The 16,023-nt window shown below is 74.0% G+C and carries 10 protein-coding genes and 1 pseudogene; all 11 read right to left on the reverse strand.

Annotated features, from left to right (window positions below; genetic code table 11):
- Nucleotides 1-116: 116 nt before the first annotated feature.
- Nucleotides 117-1,511, reverse strand: a pseudogene (locus AB0O40_RS15740) (proline--tRNA ligase); the annotation flags it as partial.
- Between the two features lie 71 nt (nucleotides 1,512-1,582).
- Nucleotides 1,583-2,164 (reverse strand): GNAT family N-acetyltransferase, encoded by a 582-nt coding sequence (locus AB0O40_RS15745; RefSeq protein WP_365040792.1) that lies wholly within the window; start codon nucleotides 2,162-2,164, stop codon nucleotides 1,583-1,585.
- A gap of 94 nt (nucleotides 2,165-2,258) precedes the next feature.
- Complete coding sequence (locus tag AB0O40_RS15750) at nucleotides 2,259-3,101, reverse strand: GNAT family N-acetyltransferase (protein WP_365040952.1); 843 nt, start codon at nucleotides 3,099-3,101, stop codon at nucleotides 2,259-2,261.
- A gap of 172 nt (nucleotides 3,102-3,273) precedes the next feature.
- Complete coding sequence (gene ispG, locus AB0O40_RS15755; RefSeq protein ID WP_365040795.1) at nucleotides 3,274-4,431, reverse strand: flavodoxin-dependent (E)-4-hydroxy-3-methylbut-2-enyl-diphosphate synthase; 1,158 nt, start codon at nucleotides 4,429-4,431, stop codon at nucleotides 3,274-3,276.
- 174 nt (nucleotides 4,432-4,605) lie between these two features.
- Nucleotides 4,606-5,907 carry a site-2 protease family protein gene (locus AB0O40_RS15760; protein WP_365040798.1) on the reverse strand — a complete coding sequence of 434 codons (1,302 nt, stop codon included), beginning with the start codon at nucleotides 5,905-5,907 and terminating at the stop codon, nucleotides 4,606-4,608.
- Complete coding sequence (gene dxr, locus AB0O40_RS15765; protein WP_365040801.1) at nucleotides 5,904-7,154, reverse strand: 1-deoxy-D-xylulose-5-phosphate reductoisomerase; 1,251 nt, start codon at nucleotides 7,152-7,154, stop codon at nucleotides 5,904-5,906. Before dxr ends, AB0O40_RS15760 begins: the two co-directional genes overlap by 4 nt.
- Nucleotides 7,155-7,175: 21 nt before the next feature.
- Entirely contained in the window at nucleotides 7,176-8,660 is a 1,485-nt protein-coding gene (locus tag AB0O40_RS15770) for a hypothetical protein (protein WP_365040804.1), read from the reverse strand.
- Between the two features lie 57 nt (nucleotides 8,661-8,717).
- Complete coding sequence (locus AB0O40_RS15775; RefSeq protein WP_365040807.1) at nucleotides 8,718-10,667, reverse strand: acyl-CoA dehydrogenase family protein; 1,950 nt, start codon at nucleotides 10,665-10,667, stop codon at nucleotides 8,718-8,720.
- Between the two features lie 209 nt (nucleotides 10,668-10,876).
- Nucleotides 10,877-12,457 carry a reprolysin-like metallopeptidase gene (locus AB0O40_RS15780; protein WP_365040810.1) on the reverse strand — a complete coding sequence of 527 codons (1,581 nt, stop codon included), beginning with the start codon at nucleotides 12,455-12,457 and terminating at the stop codon, nucleotides 10,877-10,879.
- A gap of 275 nt (nucleotides 12,458-12,732) precedes the next feature.
- Complete coding sequence (locus tag AB0O40_RS15785) at nucleotides 12,733-14,178, reverse strand: aldehyde dehydrogenase family protein (protein ID WP_365040813.1); 1,446 nt, start codon at nucleotides 14,176-14,178, stop codon at nucleotides 12,733-12,735.
- Nucleotides 14,179-14,307: 129 nt separating this feature from the next.
- A complete protein-coding gene (locus AB0O40_RS15790) occupies nucleotides 14,308-15,894 on the reverse strand; it encodes a PucR family transcriptional regulator (protein WP_365040816.1) in 1,587 nt (528 codons plus the stop codon).
- Nucleotides 15,895-16,023 lie beyond the last annotated feature (129 nt).

Here is a 16,023-nt window from a genome sequence, read left to right on the forward strand (position 1 = left end):
GCAGGCCGCCCGCCTCGGCGCGATGACGGCCGTGCACTCCTGGGTGTTCAACGGCACCGCGCAGCGGCACGGCCCCACCGGCACCGCCACGGAGCCCCAGCGTCCGGCCGGAGGTCCAGCCCCCGCGCGTCCGCGGTCTGCTCGGCCAGGGCCGCGACCACCCGCGAGACGCCGATGCCGTACGAGCCCATGGTCACCCGCACCGGCTTGCCCTGCTGCCCCAGCACGTCCAGCCCGAACGCGTCGGCGTACTTGCGGCCCAGCTGGAAGATGTGGCCCACCTCGATGGCCCGGTCCAGCCGCAGCCCGGCCCCGCAGGAGGGGCAGGGGTCGCCCTCGCGGACCACCACCACGTCCAGGTACCGGTCCACCTCGAAGTCCCGCCCGCAGACGACGTTCCGGGCGTGCGTGTCGGCCTTGTTGGCCCCGGTGACCCAGGACGTGCCGGGCGCCACCCGCGGGTCGGCGAGGTAGCGGACCTTCTCCAGGCCCTGGGGGCCGACGTAGCCGCGGACCAGGTCGGGACGGCCCGCGAAGTCGGCCTCGGTGACCAGCTCGACCACGGCCGGTGCCAGGTGCTCGCCGAGCTTGCCAAGGTCCACCTCCCGGTCGCCGGGCACGCCCACCGCGACGATCTCCCCGTCCACCTTGACCAGCAGGTTCTTCAGCGTGGCCGAGGCCGGTACGCCCAGGTGCGCGGCCAGCGTCTCGATGGTGGGGGTGTCGGGGGTGGCCAGCTCCTCCACCGCCCCGGCGCCCTCGGCGGAGACCGGCGCGAGGGCGAAGGTCACCGCCTCGGTGTTGGCCGCGTACGCGCAGGAGGGGCAGTCGGCGAAGGTGTCCTCGCCGGCCGCGGCGGGGGCCAGGAACTCCTCGGAGGCCGAGCCGCCCATGGCGCCCGAGATCGCCGAGACGATCCGGAAGTCCATCCCGAGCCGGGTGAAGATGCGCTGGTAGGCGGCCCGGTGCAGGGCGTAGGACTCGGCCAGCCCCTCGTCCGTGGTGTCGAAGGAGTAGGAGTCCTTCATCTGGAACTCGCGGCCGCGCAGCACGCCGGAGCGGGGCCGCGCCTCGTCCCGGTACTTGGTCTGGATCTGGTAGAGCATCACCGGCAGGTCCTTGTAGGACGTGCACTGGTCCTTGACCACCTGGGTGAAGACCTCTTCGTGGGTGGGCCCGAGGAGGTAGTCCGCGCCCTTGCGGTCCTTGAGGCGGAAGAGCAGGTCGCCGTACTCCGACCAGCGCCCGCTCACCTCGTACGGCTCCCGGGGCAGCAGCGCGGGCAGCAGCACCTCCTGGGCGCCGATCGCGTCCATCTCCTCGCGCACGATGCGGGAGACGTTCTCGAGGACCTTCTTGCCGAGCGGCAGCCAGCTCCACACCCCGGCCGAGCTGCGCCGCACGTAGCCGGCCCGGACCAGCAGCTTGTGGCTCAGGGTCTCGGCGTCCGCCGGGTCCTCGCGGAGGGTCTTCGCCATCAGTCGGGACATCCGCTGGACAGGCTGGGACATGGTGCGCTCCTGCACGTGAAGGGTGTGGTGACCAGGAGGTTAGCCAAGCCGGACGGGCCCGCGGAAACCGATTACGGCCCCGCCGGCCGCAGCAGCGGCAGCGGCGCGCCCATGACGGCGTACGGCTGCGCCGCGCTGGGGAAGTACACCCGGCGGGCGAGGTCCCGGTACCCGAGGGAGCGGTAGAGCCCGCGGGCGGGGCTCTCGACGTCGATGGCGGACAGCAGCGAGCGCGGCCGGTCGGCGGTGTCGGTGATCCGGGTGATCAGGGCGCGGCCCACGCCCCGGCCCTGGAAGCCGGGGTGGACGTGCAGCTCGGTGATGACGAAGGAGTCGTCGAGCCAGTCCTCGTCGTCCCCGGCGCGGAGGTAGGGCTCGACGACGGTGGACCACCAGTGGGCGCGGTCGTTGGGCATGCCGTAGACGAAGCCGACCAGCCGGCCGTCCTCCTCGGTGCTGGCGCCGAGGGCCCGGGCCCCGGGGAACTGCATGTGGCGCTGGACGATGTGGCGGCGGATGCCGACCTCCTCGTCGGTGAGCCCGAAGGCGACGGCCTGGACCTCCAGCGCCTCGTCGACCCGGGCGGCGAGGTCCAGCGGGCCGATCACCACTCCGGCGGGAAGGCGGGGGCCGGCCCCGGTCGCATGCACCATGCCGCGAACCCTACTGGGCGCTCCGCGGTCGCGACAGGACGTGCTCCGTGCTGGTCGCAGCGTACGGACGGCTCGGGGCGGTCTCCCCCGGCCTTCAGAACAACACGCTCATGAACGCGCCGACCTCGCGGAAGCCGACCCGGCGGTAGGCGGCCCGGGCCGCGGTGTTGAAGTCGTTGACGTACAGGCTCACCAGGGGTGCGACGTCCCGCAGGGCGTACTCGACCACGGCGGCCATGCCGGTCTCGGAGTGGCCCCGGCCGCGGAACTCGGGGGCGACCCAGACGCCCTGGATCTGGCAGGCGCGGGCGGTGGCGGCGCCGATCTCGGCCTTGAAGACGACCTTGCCGTCCTCGATCCGGGCGAAGGAGCGGCCGGATCCGACCAGTTCGGCGACCCGGGCCTGGTAGAGCAGGCCGCCGTCGCCGGCCAGCGGGGAGATGCCCACCTCCTCGGTGAACATCGCCACGCAGGCGGGCATGATCAGGTCCATCTCGGTCTTGCGGATCCGGCGCACCAGCGGGTCGGGGGCCACCTCCGCGGAGGGCTCCTCGGTGACCATGAGGGGCTGGTGGGCGCGGACGTCCCGGGCCGGGCCCCAGTGCGGCTCCAGGAGCCGCCAGAGCGCCGTGGTGGGCTCGGCCGGGCCGACGATCGAGGAGCAGCGGCGGCCGGTGCGGCGGGCCCGGTCGGCGAAGGCGCGGACGGCCTCGGGGGTGGCGCAGACGGGCACCAGATTGGCGCCCGCGTAGCACAGGGACTGCAGCTCGCCGTCGGCGTAGAAGCCCCACATCTCGCCGCCCAGCCGCCACGGGTCGAGGCCGGCGACCCGGACGCGGGAGGTGACGAAGGCGTTGGCGACCGGGTCGCGGTCGAGCACCTCGAGCGCGGCGTCGAGGTCGCTGGGCTCGAGGACCCTGGTGGTGGTCTGCGTCAACACTGTGGGGGGCCTCACCATGCAGTTGCTGCTGATCTCCGCACTGTACCCGCCGGGGCGCGCCGATGCGGCCCCGCGCGGGTCACGAAAAACGGCCCCGGCCCCGCCCCCGCGAGCTGCGGGAACGGGGCCGGGAGGAAGCCGTGGGCGGGCGGGCCCGGGGCGGTCCGGGTCAGACGCCGATGGCGACGCTGGGCTCGCCGGAGGCGACGCCGTCCTTCTCCATCTGCTCGGCGATCTTCAGCGCCTCCTCGATCAGGGTCTCCACGATCTTGGACTCGGGGACGGTCTTGATGACCTCGCCCTTGACGAAGATCTGGCCCTTGCCGTTGCCGGAGGCGACGCCGAGGTCGGCCTCGCGGGCCTCACCGGGGCCGTTGACCACGCAGCCCATGACGGCGACGCGGAGCGGCACCTCCATGCCCTCGAGACCGGCGGTGACCTCCTCGGCGAGCTTGTAGACGTCGACCTGGGCGCGTCCGCAGGACGGGCAGGAGACGATCTCCAGGCGGCGCTGGCGGAGGTTGAGGGATTCCAGGATCTGGATGCCGACCTTGATCTCCTCGGCCGGGGGCGCGGAGAGGGAGACGCGGATGGTGTCGCCGATGCCCTGGGAGAGCAGGGCGCCGAAGGCCACGGCGGACTTGATGGTGCCCTGGAAGGCCGGTCCGGCCTCGGTGACGCCGAGGTGCAGCGGGTAGTCGCACTGGGCGGCGAGCTGGCGGTAGGCCTCGACCATCACGACCGGGTCGTTGTGCTTGACCGAGATCTTGATGTCGCGGAAGTCGTGCTCCTCGAAGAGGGAGGCCTCCCACAGCGCGGACTCGACCAGCGCCTCGGGGGTGGCCCGGCCGTACTTCTTCAGCAGCCGGGCGTCGAGGGAGCCGGCGTTCACGCCGATGCGGATGGGGGTGCCGGCGTCCTTGGCGGCGCGGGCGATCTCCTTGACCTTGTCGTCGAACTGCTTGATGTTGCCCGGGTTGACCCGGACCGCGGCGCAGCCGGCGTCGATGGCGGCGAAGACGTACTTGGGCTGGAAGTGGATGTCGGCGATCACGGGGATCTGCGACTTCCTCGCGATGGTGGCCAGCGCGTCGGCGTCGTCCTGGGTCGGGCAGGCGACCCGGACGATCTGGCAGCCGGAGGCCGTCAGCTCGGCGATCTGCTGGAGGGTGGCGCCGATGTCGGAGGTACGGGTGGTGGTCATCGACTGCACCGAGACGGGTGCGTCGCCGCCCACGGCCACCGAGCCGACCTGGATCTTGCGGCTGACCCGCCGGTCGGCGAGCTTCGTCGGCACGGCCGGCATTCCGAGAGAAATGGCAGTCATCTGCTGTGCAACCCCAAGGTGTGGATCAAGGTCCCGAAATCGGCGGGCTCCAGCACCCGAGATTACGCCAATCAGTGCGCGGCCCGTGCACTCGGCGGGGCCGCACCACCCGAACGTAGGGGGCCGGGCACGTACCGTGCCCGGCCCCTCGTACGCCTGTTCCGCGGCGCCCGGTCAGGAGATCTTGACCGGGTTCACCACGTCCGCGACGAGCACCAGCAGGGTGAAGCAGACGAAGATGCCGGCGACCACGTACGCCACGGGCATCAGCTTGGCCACGTCGAACGGACCCGGGTCGGGCCGCTTGAAGAGCCGGGCCAGGTTGCGCCGCAGGGACTCCCACAGGGCGCCGGCGATGTGGCCGCCGTCCAGGGGCAGCAGCGGCAGCATGTTGAACAGGAACAGCGAGAGGTTGAAGAAGCCGATCAGCTGGAGGAAGAAGACCATCCGGTCGGTGGCGGGGATGTCCAGGGTGGCGATCTCGCCGCTGATCCGGGCGGCGCCGACGATGCCCATCGGGGAGTCCGCCTCGCGGGGGCCGTCGCCGAAGGCGGCGTCCCACAGCGCGGGGATCTTGGAGGGCAGCTTGAGCAGGCCCTGCACGCCCGCGTCGACCATCTCGCCCATGTGGTCCACGGACTCGCCGAAGCCCAGCTGCACGGTCTCGGTCTTGGGCGTGAAGCCGAGGAAGCCGGCGGTGACGTACTGGCCCTCGACGTAGCCGCCCTCGCCGTTGGTCTTGGCGACCTGGTTGGGGATGAGGGTGGCCTTGAGGGTCAGCTCCCTGCCGTCGCGCAGGACGGTGAGGGTGGCCGGGCCGACGGTGGCGCGGATCCGCTCCTGGAGGACCGACCAGTCGTCGACGCGCTCGCCGTCGAACGCGACGATCTTGTCGTCCGCCCGGAGTCCGGCGGCCTTGGCCGGGGCGACCGGGTCGCCGGCACGGCAGACGTCGCGGTTCTGGCTCTGCTGGATGACGCAGGGGGTGACCGAGCGGACCGCGGTGGTCTGCATGTTCACGCCGAAGGTCATCCAGACCCCGAAGAACACGGCCAGCGCGAGGACCAGGTTCATGAAGGGGCCGGCGAACATGACGATCACGCGCTTCCACGGCTTGCGCGTGTAGAAGAGCCGGGTCTCGTCGCCGGGCTCGAGCTCCTCGTACGCGGCCGACCGGGCGTCCTCGATCATCGAGCGCCAGGGGGAGGTCGAGCGGGCGGTGATCCGGCCGTCCTCGCCGGGCGGGAACATGCCGATCATCCGGATGTAGCCGCCGGCCGGGATGGCCTTGATGCCGTACTCGGTGTCGCCCTTCTTGCGCGACCAGATGGTCGGGCCGAAGCCGACCATGTACTGCGGCACGCGGATGCCGAACAGCTTGGCCGTGGACAGGTGCCCCAGCTCGTGCCACGCGATGGAGACCAGCAGCCCGAAGACGAAGACGAGTATGCCGAGCACCGTCATCAGAAGGATCATGCGCGCGCCTCCACTGCGGCCTCGGCCGCCATTTCCCTGGCCCGGGCGCGGGCCCAGGTCTCCGCTTCGAGGACGTCGGCGACCGTGAGCGGGGTTCCCGTGTCCGGGGTCCCATGGTCCTCGACGACAGCGGTGACCGTATCCATGATTGCTGTGAACGGCAGCCGACCGGCCAGGAACGCGTCGACACACTCCTCGTTCGCCGCATTGAAGACGGCCGGGGCGGTGCCGCCCAGGCCGCCGACGTGGCGGGCGAGGTTCACCGACGGGAAGGCCTCGTCGTCCAGCGGGAAGAACTCCCAGGACGAGGCCCTGGTCCAGTCGAAGGCCGGGGCGGCGTCCGGGACCCGCTGCGGCCAGCCGATGCCGAGGGCGATGGGGCCGCGCATGTCCGGCGGGGTGGCCTGGGCGAGCGTGGAGCCGTCGGTGAACTCCACCATCGAGTGAACGTAGGACTGCGGGTGCACCACGACCTCGATGCGGTCGAAGGGGATGTCGTAGAGCAGGTGGGCCTCGATCACCTCCAGGCCCTTGTTGACCAGCGTGGCGCTGTTGACCGTGATGACCGGGCCCATCGCCCAGGTCGGGTGGGCCAGGGCGTCCTCGACGGTGACGTCCGCCAGCTCGGCCTTGGTGCGGCCGCGGAAGGGGCCGCCCGAGGCGGTGACGACCAGCTTGCGGACGTCGGCGCGGGTGCCGGCGGCCAGCGCCTGGAAGAGCGCGGCGTGCTCGGAGTCCACCGGGATGATCTGGCCGGGCTTCGCCAGGGCCTTCACCAGCGGGCCGCCGACGATCAGCGACTCCTTGTTGGCGAGGGCGAGGGTGCGGCCGGCCTTCAGGGCCGCGAGGGTGGGCGCCAGGCCGATCGAGCCGGTGATGCCGTTGAGCACGGTGTGGCACGCGGAGGCGGCGACCTCGGTGGCGGCGTCCGGCCCGGCCAGGATCTCCGGCAGCGGCTCGGAGCCGTACTGGGCGCTCAGCGCCTCCTTGAGGGCCGGGACGGCGTCCTCGCGGGAGACCGCCACCGTCTCGACCCGCAGCAGCCGGGCCTGCTCGGCGAGCAGCCCGACCCGGCCGCCCGCGGCGGAGAGGGCGGTCACCCGGAACCGGTCGGGGTTGCGCTGGACCAGGTCGACGGCCTGGGTGCCGATCGATCCGGTGGAGCCGAGGACGACGATGTCCCGGCGGCCGGCCGCGGGGTCGAAGAGGACGTGCGGGTCGGCGAGGGGGGCTGGGCTGTCGCTCATGCCCCCCATTGTTGCCGCAACTCAGGGGCGGCCGGGCACGGAGCCCCCTTCCGTGACCCCGGCGAGGAGTTCGGGCAGCGGCCCGATGAACTCGGGGAGCACGAGCGCGGCGCGCCACCAGGCGTCGACGTCGGCGCCGAGGGCGGCCGTGAGCTGCCGGTCCGCCTCGTCGCGGGCCGCCAGCAGGGCCCGGGCGCGGGTCCGCGGCGCCGGGTCGGCGGGGGCGTCGTCCCCGAGGAAGGTGTCCCACGGGTCGAGGTCGGCCAGCCAGTGGTCCTCGTCCAGGGCCCAAGCGGCGGGGGCCTTGTGGCGGGTCACGTCGGTGCCGGAGAGCAGTTCGCGGGCCAGGCAGGCGCCGACCCAGCGGACGTCCTCGCGCCGGTCGCCCATGGCGTTGGGCACGCCGAGCGCGGCCAGCGCCAGCTCCCGCTCGGGCCCGGCGGGTGCCGCGGGCGCGGGCGGCACCAGTCCGGCGACGGCCCGGCGCAGCGGTTCGCCGAGGGGCCCGGGGGCCGGTGCGGCGGGGGCGGTCGGCGGGCCTGCCGCCGGGCCGGCCGCGACGCTCGCGGCGAGTTCCGGGAGGGTGCCCGGGAAGTCGGGGGCGCGCCGCAGCAGCTCGGCCCAGCGGAGGGGGTCCGCGCCCAGCGCGGGGGCGAGGACGCGGTGCAGCGCGGCGCGGTAGGCGGCCTGCTCGGTCAGGTCCCAGCGCAGCCCGCTGCGGATCCGGCGGCCGGCCGGCTCGGTCAGGGCGCCCAGCAGCAGGGCCCGGTGGGCGGGGGCGACGGCGGCGACCAGCTCGTCGCAGGTCAGCCGGCCGGTGCGGACGGCCCGGACGGCGGGCCGGTGCCAGCCCGGTCCGTACGAGGACCCGGTACGCGTGTCCAGCAGCCGGGCGCAGACCTCCGGGGGCAGACCGCCCACCAGCAGCAGCGCCTCCACGGAGCCGGCCGGCAGCGGCCGGCGCGCGTGCTCGCGCACCACCAGCTCGTGGTCCAGCGGCTCCCGGGGCAGGCGGAGCAGCGCCAGGGGCACCCGGGGGCGCCGGGCACCGTGCCCGCGCAGCAGCGCCACCAGCTCGCCGGAGGTGAGCGGGGCCGGCTCGGCCGGGTCGCCCGGACGGACGGCGTCGGCGGCGCCGGGTGCGGGCGGCGGCGCGTCAGGACCGGGGACCGGGGCCGGGCGGAGCCGGGAGAGTTCGGCGGTGACGGTGCCGCGGAGGTCCGCGGGGGGCAGCGGGCGGGCGGCGTAGACCGCGACGCCCGGCAGGCCCGGCAGCGGACGGCCCAGGACGTGCGGGTTGGCGGCCACCCGGCGCCGGTCCTCCGCCGAGCCGTGCCGCAGCAGCAGCGTGACGGCCGAGGGGGCCAGCGGCTCGTCGCGGCACAGGTAGCCCCGTACGGCCGGGTCCAGGCGGTCCAGCAGCCCGGTCACCACGGTGTCCGGTGCGTGGCGCAGGAGCAGCGCCACGCACCAGGCCAGCCGTCGGTGCTCCCTGTCGTACGTCATCTTCTGCTCCACCCGCCGGACCCGCGCGCCTCTCCGGCGCCCGGCGATGATCGCAGGTCAGCGGATGGGACGGTGGACGTTCTTGTGCCGGGAGGGGCCGGGGGTGGCGTCCGCGATCCAGGGGCCCTCGCCCGAGGGGTCGATGACGCCCGCCTCCAGCCATTCGTACGTGCCCGAGAGGACCCCGGCGACCACCTTGCGGTCGAGGTCGTCGGTGTTGGCCCAGAGCCGGCCGAACAGTTCCTCGACCCGCAGCCGGCTCTGCCGGCAGAAGGCGTCGGCGAGCTGGTAGGCCTCCCGGCCGTGGTCCCCGGTGGCGCGCAGGTGCTCGGCGCGCACGCAGGCCGCGCTCATGGCGAAGAGCTCGGCGCCGATGTCGACGATCCGGCCGAGGAAGCCCTGCTTGGTCTCCATCCGGCCCTGCCAGCGGGACATGGCGTAGAAGGTGGACCGGGCCAGCTTGCGGGCGCTGCGCTCGACGTAGCGCAGGTGGACGGCGAGGTCGGGGTGGCCGCCGGGGTGGAACTCGCGGAACGCGCCGGGCACCTGGCCGGCGCCGGTGGCCAGCTTGGGCAGCCAGCGGGCGTAGAAGCCGGCCGCCCGGGCGCCGGCCCGCGCCTTCTCGCCCAGGGCCTTCTCGGGGTCGATGAGGTCTCCGGCGACGGACAGGTGGGCGTCCACGGCCTCCCGGGCGATCAGCAGGTGCATGATCTCGGTGGAGCCCTCGAAGATGCGGTTGATCCGCAGGTCGCGGAGCATCTGTTCGGCGGGGACGGCGCGTTCGCCGCGGGCGGCCAGCGAGTCGGCGGTCTCGAAGCCGCGGCCGCCGCGGATCTGGACCAGTTCGTCGGCGATCAGGCAGGCCATCTCGCTGCCGTAGAGCTTGGCGAGGGCGGCCTCGATGCGGATGTCGTTGCGGTCCTCGTCGGCCATCTGGGAGGACAGGTCGACCACGGCCTCCAGCGCGAAGGTGGTCGCGGCGATGAAGGAGATCTTGGCGCCGACCGCTTCGTGCCGGGCGACCGGGCGCCCCCACTGTTCGCGGACCGAGGACCACTCGCGGGCGATCTTCAGGCACCACTTGCCGGCCCCGACGCACATGGCGGGCAGCGAGAGCCGGCCGGTGTTGAGGGTGGTGAGGGCGATCTTGAGGCCGGCGCCCTCGGGGCCGATGCGGTGGCCGGCGGGGACCCGGACGCCGTGGAAGCGGGTGACGCCGTTCTCCAGGCCCCGCAGGCCCATGAAGGCGTTGCGGTGCTCGACGGTGATGCCGGGCGAGTCGGCCTCGACGACGAAGGCGGTGATGCCGCCCTTGTGGCCCTCGGAGACGGGCACCCGGGCCATGACCACGAGCAGGTCGGCGACCACGCCGTTGGTGGTCCACAGCTTCACGCCGTCCAGGACGTACTCGTCGCCCTCGGGCACGGCGGTGGTGGCCAGCCGGGCCGGGTCGGAGCCGACGTCCGGCTCGGTGAGGAGGAAGGCCGAGATGGCGTCGGTGGCGCAGCGCGGGAGGAAGGCGTCCTTCTGCTCCTGGGTGCCGAAGGTCTTCAGCGGCTGGGGGACGCCGATGGACTGGTGGGCGGAGAGCAGGGCGCCGATGGCGGGGCTGGCCGAACCGGCCAGTGCCAGGGCTTTGTTGTAGTACACCTGGGTGAGGCCGAGGCCGCCGTACTTGGGGTCGATCTTCATGCCGAGGGCGCCGAGCCGCTTGAGGCCCCGGATCGTCTCGTCGGGGATGCGGGCCTCGCGCTCGATGCGGGCGCCGTCGACCTCGCTCTCGCAGAACTCCCGCAGCCGGGCCAGGAAGGCCTCGCCGCGCCGGGCGTCCTCGGCGGCGGGTTGGGGGTGCGGGTGGATGAGGTCGAGCCGGAACCTGCCGAGGAACAGTTCCTTGGCGAAGCTGGGCTTTCGCCAGTCCTGTTCCCGGGCCGCCTCCGCGACCTGCCGGGCCTCGCGCTCGGTCACCTTGGGCTGTGCGGGCTGTGCGGGCTGTGTTGCGGACATGAGGGCGCTCACCTCGCGGCCGGAGTGGGGACACTTCCGATTACCAGTGGGTGCTACCTGTCAGTCGTACCCGGATCCGGGGACGGGGAAAAGCCGGGCGGGCCGGGCGGGGGAAGCACGGCGCGGGCCGGGTGGGGGAAGCACAGCGCGGGCCGGGCGGGGGAAGCACAGCGCGGGCCGGGCGGACGGCCGTCCGCCCGGCCGGGCCGTCAGCGGCGGGCGAAGAGCACCTTGACGGTGTGGGCGCGGTCCATGGTGACGGTCGCCTCGGTCCCCGTGTAGCTGTAGGACACGCCGTCGGACTCCCAGCCGGCCACCCGGTAGCCGTCCGCGGGGCGGGCGGTGAGGGTGACGGTGGTGCCCGGCGCGTAGGGCCCGTAGGTGGAGGGGCGCAGGGTGCCGCCCGGGCCGGCGGTGAGGGTGAGGGCGTAGCGCTGGCGGGCGACGGCGAGCGTGCGGTAGCCGGCGACGATCGGGGTGGTCAGCCGGGCGACGGCCGCGTTGTCGTTGTACCGGTCGCCGAGCGGCTGCCCGTCCACCGTGTTCTCGGTGTTCGAGTACTGGTTGACGGCGGTGCAGGGCTGTCCGCAGGCGGTGGCGTACGCCATCAGCGTGTGGAAGCGGCGGTCGGGGGTGATGTACCCGGTGCTGTACGGGGTGGTCAGGTACGGGCGGTAGTCCTGTCCGCCGGCCTGCACGTCCAGGGTCGCCCGGTCGTGCCAGAGGCCGAGGTTGTGGCCCACCTCGTGGCCGAAGTTGTACCAGTTCACGATGGACTGGACGTCGACGACGGAGAAGGCCTGGTCGTCGCTGCGCTCGCTGATGGGCATCGGCAGGCTGGCGTTGCCGGAGGAGCCGTCGGGGACGTCGTTGATCACCGACACGAGGTCGACGCCGTACTGCCGGCGCAGTTGGGCCGCGCGGGCGCCGAGGTCGCGGTCGTTGGGGTTCTCCAGCTTCTCCTTCATCAGGGCGGCGGTCTGGTCGCCGCGGTACCCGGTGTCGTAGGTGCCGATGACGTCCACGCTCGCCTGGACGTTGCTGTCCGCGAAGGCCTGGTTGAGGTAGGACTCGGCGAGCCGGATGCGGGACTGCACGGCCTGGTCGCCGCCGACCCGCCAGGCGGCGGCCGGGGTGTAGCCGACGATCATGTCGATGACCACCGGCCCGTCGGTGCCCGCGGCCGCCCGCTGGCGCAGGCGTTCCAGGCCCTGGCGCATCACCGCCGGGTCGGGCAGCGGGTTCTCCTGGTCGGCGTCGTCGCCCGTGGGGTGCTTGCGCTGGTCGGGGTCCTCCTCGGTGATCCGCAGCCGGCCCGGCTCGTTGCGGGGCATGGAGATCCGGTAGACGCGTTCGCCGAGGTCGAAGTGGGCGTCGATGCCGACGGACGCCGGGTCGGGGGTGTCCGCGCAGACTCCGGTGGCCGACAGCACCGCGTTGGAGGACGGCTCGCCCCGCACGTGGCCGGTCCAGGTCAGCGAGTCGCCGTCGTGGTCGAGGCGGTCCTCCACGATCCGCAGCCGCAGGTCCGGGAAGAGGTCGAAGACGTGTTCCCGGGGTGCGCCGAAGGGGCGGGTACCGCACAGCCAGCGGTAGTCGGCGGGGTCGAGGGGGACGGTGCGCTCGCGCAGGATCTCCTTGCCCTCGGTGGCGGGGCGGGCCGGGCCGCGGGCTCCGGGGCGGGCCGTGGTGCCGGTCGCGGCGGGGGCGGCGCCGGCGAGGGGCAGGACGATGGCGGTGGCGCACAGGGCTGCGAGGCCCGCCCGCAGGACGGGGTGCGAAGTGGTCATGGACGGCATGACACACGGACCGGGTCGGCCGCATCGGGCCGACAGGCCCGGTCCCCCGGCCCCGTCACCCGGTTCCGCGCGCGCCGCCCGGCAGATGGCGGATCGGGCGGCGGGTCGCGCGAGCGGGCGGTGTTCCCGCCGTGTTCCCCGGACCCTTCCCCGGGCCGGCGGAGGGACGAAAATGCCCGTCCCCGCAGGTCAGCGGGGACGGGCAGGGTGACGGCTGGAGCCCCCGCACAGTGGGCTCCAGACGTCGGTTCAGTGGTCGGCCGGGATCAGATGTCCAGGCCGGTCAGGACGAGCACGCGCTCGTAGGTGTAGTCGTCCATGGCGTAGCGGACGCCCTCGCGGCCGACGCCGGACTGCTTGACACCGCCGTAGGGCATCTGGTCGGCGCGGTAGGACGGCGCGTCGCCGATGATCACGCCGCCGACCTCGAGCTCGCGGTGGGCGCGGAAGGCGATCTGGACGTCGCGGGTGAACACGCCGGTCTGCAGGCCGAACTTGGAGTCGTTGACCTTGGCGAAGGCCTCGTCGGTGCCCTCGACCTTGTGCAGGGTCAGGACCGGGCCGAAGACCTCCTCGCAGGCCAGCTTGACGCCGTCGGGGACCTCGGCGAGCACGGTCGGCTCGAAGGAGGCGCCCTCGCGCTTGCCGCCGGCGAGGAGCTTGGCGCCGGCGGAGACGGCCTCGTCGACCCAGGCCTCGACGCGCTTGGCGGCGTCCTCGGAGACCAGCGGGCCGACGTCGGTGGCGTCGTCCGCGGGGTCGCCGGTGACCTGCGCCTGGACCTTGGCGACGACCTTCTCGACCAGGCGGTCGTAGACGGCGGCGTCGGCGATCACGCGCTGCACGGAGATGCAGGACTGGCCGGCCTGGTAGTTGGAGAAGGTCGCGATGCGGGTCGCGGCCCAGTCCAGGTCGGCGTCGGAGGCCCAGTCGGCGAGGACCACGGCCGCGGCGTTGCCGCCGAGCTCCAGGGTGCAGTGCTTGTGGGGCACGGACTGCTGGATGGCGTAGCCGACGGTGTCGGAGCCGGTGAAGGAGATGACCGGCAGGCGCTCGTCCTTGACGAGGGCGGGCATCTTGTCGTTGGCGACCGGCAGCACCGACCAGGAGCCGGCCGGCAGGTCCGTCTCGGCCAGCAGCTCGCCGAGGATCAGACCGGAGAGCGGGGTGGCCGGGGCGGGCTTGAGGATGATGGGGGCGCCGACGGCGATGGCCGGGGCGACCTTGTGGGCGCACAGGTTCAGCGGGAAGTTGAACGGCGCGATGCCGAGGACCGGGCCCTTGACGAAGCGGCGGGTCAGGGCCAGGCGGCCGACGCCACCGGCGTCGGTGTCCAGGCGCTGGGCCTCTCCGCCGTTGAAGCGGCGGGCCTCTTCGGCGGCGAAGCGGAACACGGACACCGCGCGGCCGACCTCGCCGCGCGCCCACTTGATGGGCTTGCCGTTCTCGGCGGAGATCAGCTGGGCGATCTCCTCGGTGCGCTCGACCAGGCGCTTGGAGACGTGGTCGAGGGCGGCGGCGCGCACGTGGGCGGGGGTGGCGGAGAACTCCGCCGTCACGGCGTACGCCGCGGCCACGGCCTCTTCGACCTGGGCGTCGGTGGGCACGCTGACGGTGCCGACCAGACGGCCGTCCCACGGGTTGTGGACGTCGAAGCTGTCCTCGCCGGTGGCCTGGCGGCCGGCGAGCCAGAAGGCGTGGGTGGAAGTCATGCGAATCCCGGCCCTTCCAAAGTTGTGCGGTGTCCTGTCACCACCACGTTAGGACCGCCGGGCCGATCGGGCGTTTGTCCGGGGTGGAGTGCCGCGGGGCGCCGGCGCGCCGGTTTGTCAGTGTGCCGGCTACTCCGCCGGGGCCGGCGGGCTCGCCTTGAGGGCCAGCCACAGCTCCATGCGGACGTCCGGGTCGTCCAGGGAGCGGCCCAGGATCTCCTCGACCCGGCGCATCCGGTAACGCAGGGTGTGCCGGTGGACGCCGAGGTCGGCGGCGGCGGCGTCCCACTGGCCGTGCCGGGAGAGCCAGGCGTGCAGGGAGGCGACCAGGTCGCCGCGGCCGGTGGCGTCGTGTTCCCGCAGGGCGCGCAGGGTGCCCTCGGCAAAGGCGCGTACGGCGTCGTCGGCGAGCAGCGGCAGGACGGAGCCGGCGGCCAGGTCCTCGTGCTCGACCAGGACGCGGGCGCGCCGCCGGGCCACCGCGAGGGCCTGGTCGGCCTGCTTGTGGGCGGCTGCGGCGGTACCGGGGCCGGCGGGGCCGGAGAGGCCCACGACCAGGTCCTCGGCGGGCGGCTCGGGGGCGGTGGCGGCACCCGGGTCCCGGCCGCGCAGGGACTCCACGGCCTCGGCGTAGTCGGCGCAGGCGGTCACGGCGGCGCCGCCGTCGGCGGCCAGCACGACCAGGCGGCCCTCGTCGGGGACCAGCAGCAGGGCCTCGCCGGCCCGGGCGGCGGCGGCCTCCAGGGCGTCGGCGAGGGTGGTCAGCCGGTCGGCGGCCGAGGCCTCGGCGATCAGCAGCCGGAAGGGCGCGTCCAGCAGGCCGCCGTAGAGGTCCCCGGCCACCGTGCGGGCGTGCCCGGCCTCGCCGGCCAGCAGCATCCGCAGGACGGCCGCGCCGAGCCGGGCCTCGGCCTCGTGCAGCGAGCGGGAGCGTTCGGTGGTCAGGGTGAGCAGGGCGACCGCGGAGTGCACGGCGTACCGCTCGGCGGTGCCCAGGGGCGCTCCGGTCCCGACGGCCAGGGCGCCCCGGGGCCGTCGTCCGGTGCCCAGGGACTGCAGTTCGACGCGGTCCTCGGTGCCGCCGACCACGGCGCTGGCCGGGGCCGGCCGCTCGCGCAGCCGCTCGACGTCGGGGGTGAGCCGGGCGGCCCGGCGGGCGGCCCATTCGGGGGCGGCGGCCACGACCGTGCCGGAGGTGTCGTAGAGCGCGGCCCAGCCCTGGACGTGGGCGGCGAGCCGGCCGAGCAGTTCGGTGGGGCCCTCGGCGGAGAGCGCGGCCCGGGTCAGCTCGCGCTGGGCCTCGAAGCCGGCCGTGACGGCCCGGTACTGGTCGGCGGCGAGGGCGGCCGAGACGGCCTTGGAGATGGCCAGGAAGGGGGTCCGCCGGGGGACCTCCAGCAGCGGCAGGTCCTCGGCCCGGGCGGCCTCGACCAGGGCCTCGGGGACGGCGTCGTAGTTCACCCCGACCGCGAAGCCGATGCCGACCACGCCGGCCGCGGCCAGCCGCCGGACGTAGCGCCGCATCTCCTCGGGGTCCTCGGCGTCCAGCTTCATGGCGGTGATCAGCAGCAGCTCGCCGCCCTCCATATAGGGGACGGGGTCGGCCAGCTCGCTGACGTGCGCCCACCGCACGGGGGTGTCCAGCCGGCCCTCCCCCGCCCGGACGCTGAGCTTGAGCGCCGAGTGCTGGACGAGCGAGGCGAGGGTGAGCGGCATGGGGACCCGTGGCTTTCGGAGGCGGGAGGCGGCCCGGGGGCCTTTTCGCCGTGGCGTATGAACGGCTCAGCTCGATTCTGCCACCTCGTAGGGGTCGACCGCCGTCGGTCGGGCCGCCCCGCGGTGGCT

This window comes from Streptomyces sp. NPDC089919 (assembly GCF_040684615.1).
GTDB lineage: Bacteria > Actinomycetota > Actinomycetes > Streptomycetales > Streptomycetaceae > Streptomyces.